At 39.2% G+C, this 18,290-nt stretch carries 12 protein-coding genes and 2 pseudogenes; 6 read left to right on the top strand and 8 right to left on the bottom strand.

The annotated features are described in order from the left end of the window. Positions 1 to 82 precede the first annotated feature (82 nt). The 3 genes and pseudogenes from ACX27_RS13940 to ACX27_RS35725 all read left to right on the top strand — a co-directional run. Positions 83 to 4,724: pseudogene (locus tag ACX27_RS13940) on the top strand (GAF domain-containing protein). 331 nt (positions 4,725 to 5,055) lie between these two features. Further along, positions 5,056 to 5,250, top strand: a complete 195-nt coding sequence (locus ACX27_RS13935) for a CVNH domain-containing protein (RefSeq protein ID WP_158507380.1) — start codon at positions 5,056 to 5,058, stop codon at positions 5,248 to 5,250. A 52-nt stretch (positions 5,251 to 5,302) separates the two neighbouring features. Further along, positions 5,303 to 5,389: pseudogene (locus tag ACX27_RS35725) on the top strand (mannose-binding lectin); the annotation flags it as partial. Between the two features lie 297 nt (positions 5,390 to 5,686). On the opposite strand, the gene ACX27_RS13930 reads toward ACX27_RS35725, so the two are convergent. From ACX27_RS13930 to ACX27_RS13905, 7 genes are all read right to left on the bottom strand, one after another. After that, the gene (locus tag ACX27_RS13930) at positions 5,687 to 6,970 is read right to left on the bottom strand and encodes a M16 family metallopeptidase (RefSeq protein ID WP_062293389.1); all 1,284 of its coding nucleotides are present in this window, start codon (positions 6,968 to 6,970) and stop codon (positions 5,687 to 5,689) included. Between the two features lie 95 nt (positions 6,971 to 7,065). Further along, the gene (locus tag ACX27_RS13925) at positions 7,066 to 8,331 is read right to left on the bottom strand and encodes a M16 family metallopeptidase (protein WP_062293386.1); all 1,266 of its coding nucleotides are present in this window, start codon (positions 8,329 to 8,331) and stop codon (positions 7,066 to 7,068) included. A 668-nt stretch (positions 8,332 to 8,999) separates the two neighbouring features. After that, a complete protein-coding gene (locus ACX27_RS13920) occupies positions 9,000 to 9,425 on the bottom strand; it encodes a hypothetical protein (RefSeq protein ID WP_062293383.1) in 426 nt (141 codons plus the stop codon). A 213-nt stretch (positions 9,426 to 9,638) separates the two neighbouring features. Next, complete coding sequence (locus ACX27_RS13915; RefSeq protein ID WP_062293381.1) at positions 9,639 to 10,421, bottom strand: SDR family NAD(P)-dependent oxidoreductase; 783 nt, start codon at positions 10,419 to 10,421, stop codon at positions 9,639 to 9,641. 109 nt (positions 10,422 to 10,530) lie between these two features. After that, positions 10,531 to 10,755, bottom strand: coding sequence for a hypothetical protein (locus tag ACX27_RS33825; RefSeq protein ID WP_235526633.1), 225 nt, complete (start codon positions 10,753 to 10,755; stop codon positions 10,531 to 10,533). Next, entirely contained in the window at positions 10,748 to 11,941 is a 1,194-nt protein-coding gene (locus ACX27_RS13910) for an alpha/beta hydrolase (RefSeq protein WP_235526632.1), read from the bottom strand. The genes ACX27_RS33825 and ACX27_RS13910 overlap by 8 nt, the downstream gene beginning before the upstream one ends. A gap of 143 nt (positions 11,942 to 12,084) precedes the next feature. Then, the gene (locus ACX27_RS13905) at positions 12,085 to 14,085 is read right to left on the bottom strand and encodes a hypothetical protein (protein WP_062293378.1); all 2,001 of its coding nucleotides are present in this window, start codon (positions 14,083 to 14,085) and stop codon (positions 12,085 to 12,087) included. A gap of 641 nt (positions 14,086 to 14,726) precedes the next feature. Here ACX27_RS13905 and ACX27_RS13900 point away from each other — a divergent pair. Next, on the top strand, positions 14,727 to 16,145 hold the full coding sequence (locus ACX27_RS13900) for an NADH:flavin oxidoreductase (RefSeq protein ID WP_062293376.1): 1,419 nt from the start codon (positions 14,727 to 14,729) through the stop codon (positions 16,143 to 16,145). Here the strand turns inward: ACX27_RS13900 and ACX27_RS13895 are convergent. Next, a complete protein-coding gene (locus ACX27_RS13895; protein ID WP_062293373.1) occupies positions 16,142 to 16,321 on the bottom strand; it encodes a hypothetical protein in 180 nt (59 codons plus the stop codon). The two genes, ACX27_RS13900 and ACX27_RS13895, sit on opposite strands and share 4 nt — an antisense overlap. Positions 16,322 to 16,356: 35 nt before the next feature. On the opposite strand from ACX27_RS13895, the gene ACX27_RS13890 reads away from it, so the two are divergent. Further along, complete coding sequence (locus tag ACX27_RS13890) at positions 16,357 to 17,829, top strand: c-type cytochrome (RefSeq protein WP_062293369.1); 1,473 nt, start codon at positions 16,357 to 16,359, stop codon at positions 17,827 to 17,829. A gap of 14 nt (positions 17,830 to 17,843) precedes the next feature. Further along, complete coding sequence (locus ACX27_RS13885) at positions 17,844 to 18,275, top strand: hypothetical protein (protein ID WP_062293366.1); 432 nt, start codon at positions 17,844 to 17,846, stop codon at positions 18,273 to 18,275. Positions 18,276 to 18,290: the final 15 nt, after the last annotated feature.

The raw sequence follows: 18,290 nt of genomic DNA, 5'->3' as shown, positions 1-18,290 counted from the left end.
CTACCATATTTCCAACTGACTAATCCTCACAAACTAATTACCTGTTTTTTAGGTATACGAGCAAGTTTATAAATCAAATAGGATGAAAGCACCATTACCCGATAACGAAGCACAAAGAATAGAGGCGCTTTTAGAGTATAAAATCCTCAATACTCCCTCGGAAGCAGCATTTGATGACTTGACTAATTTAGCTTCTTATATTTGCGGAACGCCAATTGCCTTAATTAGCTTAATTGATCAAAATCGTCAGTGGTTTAAGGCAAAAGTTGGTTTGAATGAGGCAGAAACACCTAGAGATATCGCATTTTGTGGGTATTCTATCTTAGGGTCTGATGTTTTTATTGTCCCTGATGCCACAAATGACGAACGCTTTGCGAAAAACCCCTTAGTTACTTCTGATCCTCACATTCGATTTTATGCTGGTGTGCCATTGATTAACCCTGAAGGTTATGGGTTGGGTACACTTTGTGTTATTGACCGTGTACCTCGTAATCTCTCTCCACAACAAATCGAAGCATTACGCATTCTGGGACGACAAGTCATCAAACAGATGGAAATGCGGCGGAATTTAGCAAATTTAGCCAGCATTGCAAATGAACGCAAACACAAACAAAAAGTACATAAAGATTTTTTTAAAAGAGTTGCTGGCGGTTTTGGTTTAGCTTCAGTAATTTTAGTTTTAATCGGCTTAATTTCTTATAAAAATACCAAAATATTTATTAACACCAACTATCAAATTCAAAAAACTCAAAAACAAATTACCCATCTAGAAACACTGCTTTCTGATGTCAAAGATGCTGAGGCTGGGCAACGAGCATATATTCTTACAGGAGATAATGCTGATTTAGCCACATATCAAGCAGCACTAACAAATATTAATAAACAAATCGTAAATTTGCAACAATTTACAGCAGAGAAGCCACATCAAAAACAGCAATTAATCATCCTGGAAAAACTAATCACCACCAAAATAACTGTCCTTAGACAAACTATTGCTTTGCGCCAAAGCAAAGGCTCTAATGTGGCATTGCCAGCAATGTTGGCAGATCGAAAAAACAATTTAATGGTTGATATTCGCCAAATTATTTATGCTCTAGAAAACGAAGAGAAGCAATTATTAAAAGAGCAGTCACAAACGGCAAAGGTTAGCACTGACTACACAATTTTAATTCTGGCTTTTGCTATTTGTCTGAGCTTTGTGATTTTAGCTGTGGTTTACTACCTAATTTATTGTGAATTCACAGCACGAAAGTTAACAGAAGATACACTCAACGAAGAACGCAACTTTATCTCCGCAATCTTAGATACAGCCAGTGCCTTGGTGATTGTACTTGATGCTCAAGGGCAAATTGTCCGCTTTAACCATGCTTGTGAGCAAATTACAGGTTACTCATTTGATGAAGTCAGGGGGAGATATTTCTGGAATTTGTTTTTGTTGCCTGAAGAAATTGAGCCAGTCAAAGTTGTTTTTGCTCAGTTGCAAACAAGTAATTATCAAAGCTATCAAAACTATGAAAGTTATTGGTTAACAAAAGATGGCAGTCGGCGACTAATTGCCTGGTCAAACGCTATTTTGCAAAACTACGAAGGTGGAGTGGAATATGTCATCAGTACAGGTATTGATATCACTGATAGCAAACGCGCCCAAAAGCAACTGAAGACACAATATGCAATTACCCGTGTTTTAGCAGAGTCTACAACGATCGCCGAAACCATTCCCCAGATTTTGCAAGCTATTTGTGAAAACTTGGAATGGGATGTAAGTGAAATTTGGATGCTTGATCAACAAGCAAATGTACTCAAATGTTCTGACTCTTGGCATCGTGACTCTTTGGATATGCAAGAGTTTACAACTGTGAGTGGGGAAATCACATTTGCACCAGGGATAGGATTACCTGGTTGTGCTTGGGCTAATTGTGAACTGGTGTGGTTTACTAATGTTGCCAATAACCCCAAGTTTTTGCGTCATCAACTAGCAAACCATATAGGATTACATGGCGCTTTTGGTTTCCCCATTCGCAGTGAACAAAAAATATTTGGGGTAATTACTTGTTTCAGCCAGCAAATTCAGCAATATGACCAAGAGTTAGGTAAAATTCTCAATTCGATTGGCGAACAAGTCGGGCAGTTTATTCAACGCAAAAAAGCAGAAGAAGAACTACAACGGCAAAACTTGCGATCGCAATTATTGACAGAAATTACTCTCAAAATTCGTCAATCTTTAGAAATAGCAGATATTTTGGAAATCACCGTCAAAGAAGTCCAAAAAATTCTGCAAACTGACCGAGTATTAATTTCGCAGATGTCTAGTGATGGCTCAGACAATATGTTAGTTGAGGCTGTAGTTTCTGGCTGGCCATCAATTAAAGAACAAAATATTGCTGACTCGTACTTACAAACAGAATATCAACAACAATACTATTTACAACAATATCGCAAAAAGCAAATCGCCATCAATGCCGAATTCGATTTACTGAGCATTCAACAAAGTCATCTTGAACTATTGCAACAGCTTGGGGTAAAAGCCAATTTAGTCATCCCGATTCTGCTTAAAGAGGAACTCTGCGGTTTATTAATTGTTCACCAATGTGTTTCTCCTCACCAATGGTCAAGTTTTGAAACTCATCTTCTACGGCAAATTGCTGATCAAGTTGGTATTGCCATTGCCCAAGCCCAATTACTCAAGGTAGAAACCCAACAACGAGAAGAATTAGAAGTAGCTCGTCGTCAAGCAGAATTAGCTTCTCAAGCCAAAAGTGCATTTTTGGCGAATATGAGTCATGAAATTCGTACTCCCATGAATGCTGTATTGGGTATGACTAGTTTAATGTTAGAAACTCCCTTAAACCAAGAACAGCGAGATTTCATCGAAACAATTCGGATTAGTGGTGATGCGCTGTTAAGTCTGATTAACGAGATTTTGGATTTATCAAAACTTGAGGCAGGAGAAATGACCTTAGAAACCCTCAATTTTGATTTGGCCAATTGTGTAGAAGAAGTCTTGGATTTATTAGCACCGCAAGCTCATCAAAAAAAATTTAGAAATTGCTGCTTTAATTTACCGCAATGTGCCGACGCAACTCCAAGGAGATGCTAGTCGTCTGCGACAAATTTTGATGAACTTGATTAGTAATGCCGTCAAATTTACTAGTGTGGGAGAAGTACTGATTAAAGCCGAATTGCGTTGGGAAAATAACACAACAGCTAATATCTATTTTGCCGTGATAGATACTGGTTTGGGTATGACGATAGAAAACCAAAACCAATTATTTACCCCATTTACCCAAGTGCATACTGCTAATAAATATAAGTATGGTGGTACTGGTTTAGGATTAGCGATTTGCAAGCAACTTGTGACTTTAATGGGAGGAGAAATTGGTGTAGAAAGTCAGTTAGGTAAAGGTTCAAAATTTTGGTTTGAGATTCCTTTTGTCAAGCAACTGCAACCAGTCACCATGATGGACGATCGCGGAATTTTGCGCGATCGCCGGATGCTTTTGGTAGATGACAACAAGACTAATCATCAAATTATCGATTATCAAGCCACCCACTGGGGAATGCAGGTAGACAAAGCTGATAGTGCAGAGGCTGTTTTCAGTGCTATGGAAGCGGCTGAGAAACAAAGAAAACCTTATGATGTAGTCTTAATTGATATGTTGTCCCAAATCAATGGGATGGCTGTGGCAGAAATGATCAAGGCTAAGTCTGCAATTGCGGCGATACCTTTAATCATGCTGATATCTACCAATCAACGGGATGAAATGCAGCGATCGCTACAAATGGGATTTGCAGCCTATTTAGTCAAACCAGTGAAGCCATCTCGGCTCCTTGATACTCTCATTACTATTTTAGGTTCCCTACCACAACAGCATCTAGCAAGTATTCAGGAGTTAGAAATGAACAATTTACAAAATAGTCACTCTCATCTGGCTACTGGTTCTTCTAAATTAAGAATTCTCGTGGCTGAAGATAATTTAGTCAATCAAAAAGTTGCTCTCAAGCAACTGAAAAGCCTGGGTTACAATGCCGATGTTGCTGCCAATGGTCAAGAAGTTTTACAACTATTAGAAAAAATTCCTTATGATGTAATTTTTATGGATTGCCAAATGCCAGTTTTGGATGGTTTGGAAACGACCAAAGAAATTCATCGTTGGTATGAAGGTGATTTTGCTAACCGTCGTCGTCCAGTCATTATTGCGATGACGGCAAATGCTATGAAAGAAGATAAACAATTATGTCTTGATGCAGGTATGGATGATTATTTAAGTAAGCCTGTAATCAGAGAAAATTTGGCAGCAGTATTAGAACATTGGAGTCAGTTTCTCATGACTATCCAAACCGAAAATACCTCTGATTATCAGGTGTGTGCCACTGACGGGGATGTCAATACATTACTCATTGATTGGGAACATTTACATCAGTTGTCTGAAAATGATGCTGAATTTGAATTGCAATTGTTGGAAATATTTGTTGAAGATATGAACTCTCGTTTAGAGTCCGTCAAAGCCGCGATCGCTAACAGTGACTTTCAACAAATGGCACAACAAGCCCATCAAATTAAAGGTACTACTAACAACATCGGCGCAAAATCTATGTACTTAGCGGCGGAAAAATTAGAACAACTGGCTATCTATCAAGAACGTCGCGGCAGCACTGAACTAGTTTCAGAACTAGAAGATTTTGTAAACCGTGTGAAAGTATTTTTAACACAATCCTGTAATTAATAGAATTGCCGCAACCAGCGACAATATTAGAACCTTAACCTTTGTATTACAAACTACAAGCGATACTCTTTTTTGAGCGATCGCTAAACTTCTCTGTCTACTGAAAATACTCTGAATACAAGTATAAAGTTTTATATCACTACTCTTGCCGCTTCAGAAATTATTGCTTGATAATAGCCCCGTACAAACCACTCACTTGCATAGAGTTTGTATAGAAGCGATAGCTGTAATGTCTATCGTTGTATAGATTTTCTTTATCTTGGAGATGAAAACAATGAAATCACTTCTGAAACTATGTATTGCCGTCCTGTTTACATTTGTTGTGTCTTTTATGACCACAAATTCTGCTTTGGCTTTGGGTCAGTTTAGTCTAACTTGCCGTAACACTGGTATTCAAGGTTCTGTTCTAACCTCTACTTGCGAAAGAGCGAGTGGTGGCGTTTACAAAACTAGTTCTATTGATTTGAACCCAGTAGTTGAAAATGTTGATGGTAGTTTGAAGTGGCAACCCAGCAACTTTTTTTGAGACTTGCAGAAACACCAAACTAGTAAGTTCAAATGAATTAAGTGCTGAATGCAAAACCCGCGCTCAACAGTGGGTTCCCACCAGAATTAACCTTGACTCTCATGTTGCCAACATTGATGGTACTCTGCGGTACGAGTAATATCTAGAGATAACAATCTTATTGAATGAGGACGGCAAACAGGGAACAGATTTTGCGAATCTCATTTAGAACTGTTATATACCGCCGATTGCAGGGAAATGAGGTACAAATTTCGAGAAACAACCGCATATTACAAAGGTTGCAACTTTGTTAGTTATCTTCTTTTCCTTGTTTCCTGTCCCAAAAGCATCATATTTGTAGGGTTGGAGAAGTCAGGACTGCTGTATAGTAGTCCTGACTTCCCTTATCTACTTTGTCTCCCTTGTCCCCTTTTTCTTGTCTTTAGTTATTCACATATCAATTCAATGCCAAATTAATTGCCTCTTCCTGACCAACTAAAGATAAGTAAGGGGTTTGTAAGTGGCGACTAGCAGCAGCTTGAGCATCTTCTACAGTCACATCCGCAATAAGCTGTTGAAATTGACTATCAAAATTAATCCCTAAGCCTAAAATTTCATACCAGCCGTAAATTTGGGCAATTTGTCCGTTAGTTTGTTTACCTAAAGCATACTGTCCGAGAATTTTATTTTTTGCAGCTTGAAAGGCGTTGACGGAAACTTCTGTTGTCGAAAGTAAATCTACCTCTGCCCGCAGTCCTTCAATGGCAATGGTGGTATTTTCTGGGGCTGTACCCATATAAACAACAAACGAACCAGGATACAAGCGCGTGGGATAAAAAGCAGAGACTTCGTAAGCAAGACCACGTTTTTCGCGTAATTCCACAAATAAACGACTAGATAAGCCATTGCCCAAATAGGTAGACAGCAGTTTCAGTGGGGCGTAATCTGGAGAATTGACGGCTGTGCCTAAATAACCCAACATCACAATAGATTGTTGTGTTTGTAGCGGCTTGAGTAGACGTTGGGGGTTCACAGGAATTTCGGGCAGGTGTAATACTGGTAGTGGTTGTGGGGGTATTTGCCAATCACCAAACACTTGCTCTACTAAGGCGATGGCTTCTGTTAAGGTAATTCTGCCAGCAATACTCACAACCAAATTATCGGGACGAAAATAAGCTTGATGATACTGCACCAAGTCTTGGCGAGAAATGCGGCTCATGGTAGTTTCATCACCTAGCAATGACATCGCATAGGGATGATTTTGATAGATTGCTTGCCGCATTTGCTCAAAAGCCAAAGTAAAAGGCTGTTCTTTTTGAGAGCGAATATCTTGTAAGGCTAATCGCCGTTCTAATTCTACTTGTTCATCGGGGAAGGTGGGCGATCTCAAAATTCGTCCCGTCAATGCCAATATCTCTGGAAAGTCCGAGGTAACAGTCTTCAAGGACAACAAAAAATAATCTGTAGAGGTATCTGCACTCAAACTAGCCCCTACAGATTCTACTTGTTCGGCAATTTCTAAGCTAGAAAGTCCTTCACAGCCTTTGGTCATCACCGCCGAAAGCAAATGTGCTAAACCTGCTTGTTCTCGTTGTTCGTAACAACTACCAGCCCGGAGAAAAATTCGCCCAGCAATAATATCCGCCGCCGGATTTTCTGCCACTAACACAACAATGCCATTGTTGAGTACGGTGCGATGAATCAAAGAATGAGACAGGGAAGGTTTTACAGTTGGAGTCATTTTTTAATCGTCAATGGTCAATGGTCAATAGTCAATGGTCATTTTGTATGCTTCCGCCTTCCTGCTTCCTTGTCTTTTCTAGAAAAACATCTGGACTAACATGGTTTCAGGATAGTAACTGCATAATTCTGCGGTGAAAGATACTGTTTAGCTAATTGTTGCAGTTCTTGGCTAGTAAATGACTGGACTTGCTGTGGATAAGTTGTGGCTACTTCCGCTTGAGCAATAGTGTTGTAGTAACCATACAGCCCTGTTAATTGGTTGGGCGTTTCCGTCGAAAAAGCATACTCATTACATAACAACCTACGCATTCTCGCTAATTCTTGTTCCCTAATTCCTTCAGTTTGCAAATCATGTAAATGATTGCGAATTAAGTACTCTACTTTCTCAATGTTTTCTGGCTCTAACCAAGCAGTGATGGTAAATAAACTCGATTCTTTTTGTAAGGAAAAATTACTGCACACTCCATACACTAATTGCTGTTCTTCGCGCAAGTCACGCACTAAGCGCGAAGTTCGACCCTCTGTTAAGAATACAGATAACACATCTAAGCCGTAAGCAGTGCGGAGTTGATCAACTCCCGGTGCTGTCCAAGCCATTAGTAACCGCCCTTGCTCTATCCTGGGTAAACAGAGTTCTTGACGCTGTATACCTTGAATTAACGGTTGTTTGGCTGTGATGGATGGTGGACAATCAATAGGTGGGGCAAAATTAGCAAATGATTGATTTACCAATTCCCAGGCTTTGGCTTGTTCAATTCCACCCACAATTACCACAGTCATATTTTCTGGCTGATAGTGAGCGCGATGAAAACAGCGCATATCATCGGCTGACTGCTGCATCAATTCCTGTTCTGTACCCAGCACCGAACGTCCATAAGGATGCTGCGGATAAACATTTTTGATCAAAGACTGAAATCCTAGCCATTCGGGATCATCATAACAAGAGCGAATTTCTTCTAGAACTACATCTCGTTCGCGCAGAAATTCATCTTCAGGAATAGCCGCATTTACTAGTAGTTCTGCCAGATAAGGCAAAGTATCTTCTAAATAAGGTGCAGCAGTTGTCACGCAGTAATGAGCATAGTCGTGGCTGGTGGCTGCATTACTCACACCACCACGGTTTTCAATTTTATAATCAAAAGCTCCAGGGGCAATTGTGGCTGTGCCTTTAAAAATCATGTGTTCTAAAAAATGAGCCATCCCAAACCACTGTTCTGGCTCTCTGGCTGCTCCAGCACGCACCCATACATCCGCCACAACCACGGGAGTAGTCGGAATCTCTTGATGGATAAATGTTAGGCCATTATCAAGTTTTAAAATCGAGGCTGGAAAAACAGGATGAATTAATTGTTGTGACAATTTTTTTGTAGATTAACCACAATTTAATGTAATTTGGCCATCTTAACTCTTAACTAAATCTAAATTAGAATCATTTGATACAGATTTATTAATATTTATAATGTAGTATTTTTAGCCAAAATGCGACAAAATACTTCATTTGTGTATATATTTCCGCTTTTAGCTCTTACCTAGAGCTTATAACCCGTTTTATTTGACTGAAGATTGAGTTATGGAAATATTGCTATTCAAAGGTTATATCTAAATTGTGGTGAATAGTTCTTGCATAGAATTTTCTTGGACTAACGCAAAGATGGAAAGAGTAATGCGAGAAGAACAACTACTGCAAGCAATCTCAAGTTCAAGGTCATGAAAAGGTAGATTCCCTGATCAGAAGTTTCTGTTGATACCCTTCTTTGCCTTAACTTCATAAATCTTATTGTGCTGTGTATCTCAGCATTTATCCACCGTACTTATGCTTAATTTTACGAAATATTTTTTAAGTAAAAATTCGGTGTTTCAAATTGGTAAGTCAAAACTTCAGTAATACTGCTAATGAGACTTTTGAAAGATGCGATCGCGGTGAAATTTCTGGTGTTGCTGATTAATGGGATGATTTTTGTTTCGCGTAAAGGCGCAAAAATTGATAGTTAACCTTGCTGGAGGTGTTGCAAGTAGCGATCGCACATTTAAAGCACGTTGATTCTACCATCATCTTGAATGTACACCGAGCGATCGCCAGGAACGCGCCAAGTTGGACGCAATTCTACGCGCAAGGTAGCTAAATTCGGTCGAGAAAGATTAGCTTCTATTGATCTGCCTGTTTCATCCCAGAATATTAAAGATGTGTTTGGTTCCGTACCTTCTAACTGATCTAAATATAAAATCTGTCCGGGATTGAGGGAAATGGGGTCAGTGATGGAAGGCTTTTGCAGTTTCAACACACGTGGAGTTCTGTTAATGACTTGCACACGGACACGCTGCCCTGGTGTAAATTGAAGTGGAGCCTTACCACAGTTAGAAGCGCAAGTTCCAGCCAATGAAATTTTCGAGTCATGGCTGGCGGTTAATAGTAAAGTAGCGGCAATTAACAAAGTTGATACTAATTTAGACATGGCATCAAAATTTACACAGTTGGTATTAATGTTGATTTGAATACCTCAGCCTAACATTGTACTTAGCTAGTTGTGTATTAGTGTAAATCCTGATGCGTGAAAAGTTCTGAGTTGAAAGTGCTGAGTGCTGAGATGGGGGAGGCAAGGGAGAGGGGGGAGACAAGGTAGAAATACTGCTTTCTTATCTCCCTTGTCTTCCTTGTCCCCCTTGTCTTATTTACTTTCTTGCATACTTCTAACTATTTTTGTCACAAGTTTTCTGGGTGTAAATCTCACAGTTTCAGTGAGTAGTTTATTTTTCAAGCCAGGAACAACCACAGTTTTGTTATCAAACAAAGCTTCATAGCCGATTTTAGCGACAGTTTCCGCATCCATAATTTTTTGACCACTGACAAGTTTTGAATCTTCCATTGCGGCGCGTTTTTGAAAACCTGATTCTGTTGGCCCTGGACAAAGTGCAGTTACAGAGACACCTGTACCTTCTAGTTCATTAGCGATCGCTTCTGAAAACGATAGTACATAAGCCTTACTTGCATAATAAACCGCCATTAACGGGCCTGGTTGAAAAGCCGCAGTTGAAGCCAAGTTCAAAATTTTGCCATAACCTTGCTTCACCATATCTTTGAGGAACAGCTTGGTTAAATGAGTCAAACACATCACATTAACTTGCAGCATTTGTAATTCCGCAGTTAAATCTGTTTCGTTAAATAAACCATAGCTGGCAAATCCTGCATTGTTAATCAGAATATCTACTTTAATTGATGCTTGTTGTAACTCAACAAAAATTTCTTCTGGCGCAGCAGGATTTGCCAAATCTTTAGCAATAACTTTGACATCAATCCTAAAGTTAGTTCTTAATTCAGCAGCAATTTGATGGAGTTTTTGCTCACTTCTGGCAACTAATACCAAATTGTATTTGTCTTGAGCAAATAATTTAACAAATTCATAACCAATCCCACTCGATGCACCAGTAATTAGGGCAGTTTTTTTTGCGATCGCTTTGCATAACTTTACCTTAGTTAAAATCTAGTAAATAGTAATGTTGTAAGTTTTATAAACCCTTACACCCATTCTTAAAGACAGTCTTGGTACTTCAGGAATAAAATTATTGCCATTGCGAAATTTCCAACTTGATAGCTGATTTTACACCAACAACATCTCGGCCGCGTTGCGGTAAGAGAATATCAGTACCTAAACTTAAGTCAATATTTGGTTCTAAACTTTCAGAATTCCAACAATATTTCGCTTTGTATATATTATCTTTTGCTGTAACATCCACAATTAAATAATCAGACCATAAAGGTAACTGGTCAATGTGGCTATCAAACAACCAGTCTCTTTCTTTTTTTTGTAAAAGAATGCAAAGCCAAACGAATTGCATATCTACAAGTATTATCACTATGAACTGCATAACGGGGAATTAAGAAAGCCGTAAACAATGGTAAAGGCTTATCCCGCATTAATTCCACTGTGATTGGACAATAACGGTCAATGGCTTGTTCATGTATGGGAGTAGGAAGACCACGTAAAGCCACCCGGACTTCCATTTGATAAAAAGTATTTTGGCGATCGCTCAATTCTACATTACTTAGAGACAGCTTTACCTTGATATCACCAAATAAAAATCTTTGTAGATTTTGATAAGCTTCTTCTGAATTCACCATTCCATAGCGGCCGCCATGAGTCCGATGAATATAAGCGCGATGCGCCCCTCTAACATAAGCTTTTTCTATTTGAACTAAACCATCACTCTGCGGCCCTACAGCCTTTTGTGAAAAGCCAGCAGCATTTTCATAATCACGCGCATTTGTACCAATAATACAAAAAACCCTGTCTGGTGAAAAAGCATTATCTAGACTTTGAGTATCAAAATTTTGGGGTAATTCTGGCATTAATTTCACTTTTGGAGTGAAATATTCGTACATTCTTTGCAGGCCAAAATCATCAGAATTATTCCATTTTAAAGTATCTCTGATACCTTCAATTAACCCGCTTCCGACTTGAAAATAAATTCCGCCATGTGGTGTACCATAAGTAAATAATTTATCAATATGGTCTTCAGCTTTTTCACCATGATCCGGATAAATTTTCTGAATTAAACTCCGACAAACCAGACCACCCATTGAATGAGCAATTAAATAAACTTTGTTTGCGCCACTTTCTTTTTTTACAACATTAATTAAATCTCGTAAACCTTCAGCAATTTCCTCCATTTCTAGTCTGACAGTTTTCTCCTCACCAAAACTCGGTGAAGTCATATCATAAAATCGATAAATCCAAATTGTTTTGATATTACTGCTCAACTGCTTATTATCAAACACGGGACGATAGCCGTGGTCAGTCATCAAACGCAACAAAGGACTTTCAAAAAAGAACTTTTCTGGAGTACCTTTTTCTCCCACACGAATATGAGTTGAACCACTATTAAATCCGTAAAATGGATCATTTACCGTTTGGTCAACATCTTTATCTGTACCTGCATAGCCACGCACATAAATAATTGGTAAATACTGCATTTATTTCCTCCATATTAGTTATTTATTGTTGGTCATTTATTTATATAAGAATCATTCATTTTTGACTCTTATTCCAAATATTTATCGTTCCTAAGTACTACTTAGGAACGATTATTTAAAGACCAAGCATTCTGACGAGTTGTTTAGAAAGTTTTCACAAACTCGATGAGTGCTTTTTTGTCTTCATCAGACAAATCGGAACCAAAAGTATGACCTCTGTCTTCAATAAAGTCAGGAGATTTATTCGCTCTCAATAATACACGGGCGAGTTTACCTTTGATGCCACCTTCTGGTCTTAAGTCTTGGAATAAGTTACCCAGATTGAGAGAAGTAATTGCCTCTCTCATATTGACGTTTGCCAACAAGTTTACAGGCATACCTTTAGGTACAGGTAAACGCAATCTCGGATTGGGATCTCCTGGGGGCAAATCTAATTTACTTTTGCGGTCAGTTCTGCTGATAATGTTTTCCCGTTTTTCTGGCCACAGCAGTTTTTCCATCCCATCGTTATAGGCTTCTAACCGACCTTTCACAGAAGGATCTTCGTTATATAAACCTAAAGTGTTGTTATGGAGAAATGGTGCAGTTGCCCAAACACTAATGAGTGAAGGTGTGCGGTAATATCCTAAGCCGCCTGCTGGTATTTGGAAATTAATTGGTTTGGCTTCGTCGAAGGGATTAGACAGCGTTAATTGACCAGGAGAAGGTAGTTCTTTATAAGTTTTAGAAGAGAACTGATCCCAAATATGGCCTTTAGTCGCGTTGGTTCCTAAAGAACGAGAAATGTTAGTACCAAGCAGTGTGACTGGGTAGCGTTGGTCATCCGATAAAAAGTTGTGGTCGAGGAAATTGCTACTGAGTACTGATTCTTCGTACCATTTCTTAGCTTGTTCGGGGTCAGCCGCAATTTCAGCAGGTGGCTTTTTACTAGAGTGACACGATGCACAGGTATCAGCAAAAACTATCTTGCCGCGTTCGATAACCTTTTCATCTTTGGTTAAGAAAGCGTCACCACCGGGTGCATCTTTGAGGTGCATCGGTTTGATAGTTTTGAGGAATGCTTCTGCATCAGCCATCCGTGCTTCTGTTTGTCTCCAACCTTCGCAATTTTTTCTGGCGGTTTCAATATCAAAAGGACGTTGGGGAGTTCGGCCTAACATGGCTTCGTGTAGGGTTAACCAATAGTCACCACACATCCCAATGTTGACGTACACACGTAAAGAAGCAGTAGCTACACCTGTGGAGTCTGCACCATCTTTGAGAATGTGATTAACATTTTTAGTGGAACCATCGTTCATCACTTCGGGATATGTGGGGCGATCGCCTAAATTAAAAATGGCATTAATCGCATTGGGATTATTAATATGATCTGTAGCAATTCTTGAGGTGTCAGATGTGCCGGGACGTTGTGCCATCAAGACTTGTTTGATGAAACTATCATCCCTGAGTTTGAGCGAAAATAATGCAGCTTCCTTAATGTATTGATTACCCAAAGCTGGAACGAGGTTTTCCCATTGGGGGTGTTCTTTATCTTTGGGCGGGTTCAGTGGGTCTAAAGCAACGTGACAAATAGCGCAAGACTGTCCAATTAGATATGGAGGCTCAATTGATACATCCTTGACGTATTTTTTAGCATCCCATTTTGCTGGTTCAAACTTGGGGTTGGGGAACTTGCGTAACCCAATCACACCAGTAGACAGAGGGTCTTTACACTTATCCAACAACAACCCATATTCATCTGGTTCTGTTGCTTTTTCACATCCAGGGTCGTTGATTGCACCAAATAGTTTCAAACGCTCGTCATGGTACTTCGAGTCAATTAGCTGGAGTAAGTCAACATTGCCATGAGTACGCTTGGCAATGTCCCGATAGTATTCACCATTACCACCAGTCCATAAATACCAAGTACAACGACCTCTTTTTTCAGCTTCGGTGAGATTTTCTTTAGTATATGGCGGGAGATATCCGATACCATCGCAGTTATCAGCATAACCCGCATCATTATACTCTTTAGAGATAGGAGCAGGTGTTTCACCATACTCACCAGCTAAAGCTGTTGGGGTACCGTACCAACCGCAAATGATCATTGCGATCGCAGCGCCAACCACCAAACAGCCCTTCCACAGTAGGCGTATTTTATTCATATAACTCTCTATGAGTAACACCTAAGCCTAATCAGGTGCATCTTAATAGCAAAGCTTCACCATTAATTCGCCAATTTCCTGATTTATCCTTCAGATATTTTTGGCAAATGGCAAATCAAGAATATTGCACCTTAATTTTAGGCACGGTCATATATGAAGTTACTACACAAATTAGCCAAACGTCACTAAAAAAACCGCTATTTTGTCAACTGATTTATTTAAAAAATGTAAATTTATCCTGGCATCATAAATATCATTTGTTATCGTGTAAGCGAGATTTTAGAATAGGTTAATTTTGTAACAAATTATGTTTGGGAGCGTGTATTAATGTTGCGTTAACCTTAGCATCAAAAACAGGATTTCTTAAGATTTGTTTTGTTGAGGATGCTAGTTTTACTCAATCATAAAAAATTCTGATTTAATTGCTTAACCTTTAACTGGTAAGCCTTTAGTTGAATATTTGGGTAGAAAACTAAGTAACAAAAACTTAATCTTTGTCCTCACATCCGAAAAACTCAATCTTGAACTTGTAAGTATTTCAAACAAAGCCCCAGAGTATCTATCAATGGTAGTTATCTGGGTAGTTTTTGATTACTTAATAATTTTGATACTTGATTCTATTGCAGACAGGGGGGGAGAGTATGGAAAACGATATTATCTTTAAGCCATTGCAATTTCGGAATCTCACAGTCAAAAACCGGATTTTTCGCTCCAGTATATCCGGTAGATGGGATAACTACGATGGTTCAGGTACTCAAGCCAGGATTAACTGGGAAGAAAAATTTGCCCGTGGTGGAGTTGGCGCGATTATTACTTCATTTGTACCTGTAGCAATTCGCGGCCGGATTATGCCTAACTATGCCACAATTCACTGCGATGACAGAATTCCTTTTTGGCACAAAGTAGGTGAAAAAGTCCATGAATACGACTGTAAATTAATTCTACAACTCAGTCATTCAGGAAGACAGCAAGACATTGGTGGTGTAGAAAACGATGGTTTAAAAGGATTAAGTTCTACCAGTAATACTGAATCATTTCACGGTTTACGTTGCCAAGCAATGACCTTGAAAGAAATTAAAGAAACCATCCAAATGTTTGCTGATGGAGCAAGAAGGGCGCGTTTAGCTGGTTTAGATGGTGTAGAATTACACAGTGCTAATGGTTATTTATTTAACCAATTTCTCAGTTCAGGAATTAACGATCGCACCGACGAATATGGTGGTTCACTCGAAAATCGGGCGCGGTTTTTACTAGATGTAATTCGAGCAATTCGGCAAGAAGTTGGCAATGATTTCCATTTACAATTTAAAATTAGTGCCATTGATTACAACGATGCTGTAATTCCTTGTGAAAAACCTGGAAATACTTTAGAAGAATCTGTACAAATTTGTAAATGGGCAGAAGCAGCCGGCGCTGATGCTGTTCACGTATCAGTCGGTAGTTTATTCCCTCACCCACTTAACCCCATTGGTGATTTTAACTTTGATATCATCACTAAAACTTATGACACAATGCTTTCCAGTGGGAATCAAACAATTCGCAACTACATCTTATTCCGTTACAAACTGCTACGGCCAATTTTCAAATTCTTGTGGAATCGGGTGAAGAAACAACTCCCACCGCCAGCATTTACTGGTGATTATGTTGCCGATGATGAAATGAGAAAACTATTAGCAGAAAACCAAGGCAGAAACTTACTTTCATCCCAAGCAATTAAACAAGCCGTTAATATTCCGGTTTTGTGTACTGGTGGTTTTCAACAAGGTTCATTTATTCGTAAAGCCATTGAAGAAGGCTATTGTGATGGTGTAACAATCGCTCGACAATTGATTGCCAATAACGATTTACCAAAACAATTGCAACAAGGCAAAGACTTACCCGATAGACCATGTACTTATTGCAATAAATGTCTACTCAATGTCATTGAAAATCCCTTGGGTTGTTATGAACTCAGTCGCTTTGATAATGATTATGAAGCGATGATGACAGAAGTTATGTCAGTCTTTCATAGTGATGAGTCGGCAAAACATGACGCAGAGGTTCCAGCATTACATATTTAATTTTTAAAAGGTAACAGGGAACGGGCAACAGGCAACAGGATGTATTGAAACTGAGTGGCTTCGCCATCTCGTTGCAAATGTTTGATTTTTATCCATTCATAAATTAAGGAACTTGTATCTTTTTTTTGGATGCTCCTTCTTTTCCCTGTTACCTGTTGCCTTTTAAATTTGACCATTGACTCTTGACTATTAACCAGAGAGTAATATCGTCATGACTCAAACAAGCCCTACACTAGTTCCCACCGTTGTTAAGGGAACGAAAGCGGTTTTTAAGTGGATTGTGGCTGCAATTTTGGGAGTGGTTGCAGTAGTTGTATTTTTAATTTGGCCTGCCATATCTAACTCCCCAGTTGATTATGCTGATATCCAAGAACATTTTAAGTATGGTTCCATTGGTAGTGAGGCGGTCAATGGAGTTCCTTACTGGATATGGAAAGTTCTGCCAGAATTATTTCCTGATAAATTGCCCGATAAAGGTTACACTTCCTTGGGATTTATTCAAGAACAGGGAAAAGATTTACCCATTGGGTTTTCGCAAAGGCGGGTGTTTATTAACCGTGTTGGCTTGAATTGTGCGGTGTGCCATACCGGGACACTGCGTGATACACCAAATAGCGATCGCCAAATTATCACAGCTATGCCTGCTAATGTCGTCAACTTGCAGGGATACATTAAATTTTTATCAGATATAGCGATCGATTCGCGCTTTACTGCCAACCGAATGCTGCCAGAAATTGAAAAAATTAGTGGCGGTTTGAACCCAATCGAAAAGCTAGTTTATCAGTTTATTGCCATTCCCCAAACCCGCGACGCACTAATTAATCAAAGAAGTCGCCTGAAATTTATTGATGATCAACCAAAGTGGGGGCCGGGTAGAGTCGATACATTCAATCCTTATAAAGCGATTCAATTTCATTTCCCAATGGATAAATTGCGTAAGGATGAATTAATCGGCACATCCGATTTCCCTTCCATTTGGAATCAAGAACTACGCAAAGGCATGGAATTACACTGGGATGGAAATAATAGTTCTGTTGATGAACGTAACAAAAGTGCCGCTTTAGGTGCAGGCGTTACGCCCACCACAATTGATTTAAATAGAATTCAACGAGTAGCAGATTGGTTATTGGAATTACCAGCACCCGAATATCCCTATCCAGTTAATCAAAATTTAGCTGCTACCGGAGAAAAGCTGTTTGCCAATAATTGCGCTAGTTGCCATGCCTTTGACGGAAAATATGTAGGTAAAGTGGTACCCATACAAGAAATTGGTACAGATCCCCATCGCCTAAATTCCTTTACCTACGAAACTTTATCTAACCAAAATACTTTGTATGCAGGCTATCCTTGGCGGTTTAACAATTTCCGCAAAACTAATGGCTATGCTAATTCACCTCTAGATGGTATTTGGTTACGCGGCCCTTATTTACATAATGGTTCAGTCCCCACTTTGCGAGATTTGCTAGAAAAACCAGAGAATCGACCCAAAGAATTTTATCGGGGTTACGACGTAATTGACCGCGAAAAAGTTGGGTTTGTGTCAACTGTTGCTGAGGAAAACGGCAAGCAATATTTTAAATTTGATACGACCAAACCTGGAAACAGCAACAGCGGCCATGTATATGGAACTGAACTCTCACCAACAGATAAAGATGCGTTGGTTGAGTACATGAAGCAACTATAAATTAGGAACTAATCATGAATATATACGCAAAGTGGTTTAGCCGTGTAACTTGGTTGGGAATTATTGTCAATATGTTGTTTGTGATTCCCTCATGCTTCTTTCCAGAGTTGATGTTGTGGTTTTTAAAGATGCACCAACCAGACCCCATTATCTGGGTAAGAACGGCGGGAATGCTGTTATTTATTATTAGTGCCTTTTACATTCCAGGTGCAATTGATCCTAATCGCTATCGGGCAACTGCTTGGATATCAATATTTCCATCTAGAGCTTTTGGTTCGACATTCTTTATTTGTGCCGTGTTGTTTTTTGGGCAAGATAAAGGCTTTTTATCGATTGCCTTTGTAGACTTATTTTTTGGTGTAGTAGAAGCAATTTTCTTAACTCTAGCTACGCGGAGTGAAAATGCTGAGGCGATCGCCAAAGAACCAGCCAAACAATTCTCCTAATTTCTACCAAGGAGC

Origin of the sequence: Nostoc piscinale CENA21 (assembly GCF_001298445.1) — a bacterium.
Taxonomy (GTDB): domain Bacteria; phylum Cyanobacteriota; class Cyanobacteriia; order Cyanobacteriales; family Nostocaceae; genus Nostoc_B; species Nostoc_B piscinale_A.
This window is presented reverse-complemented; position numbering and strand designations above follow the sequence as displayed.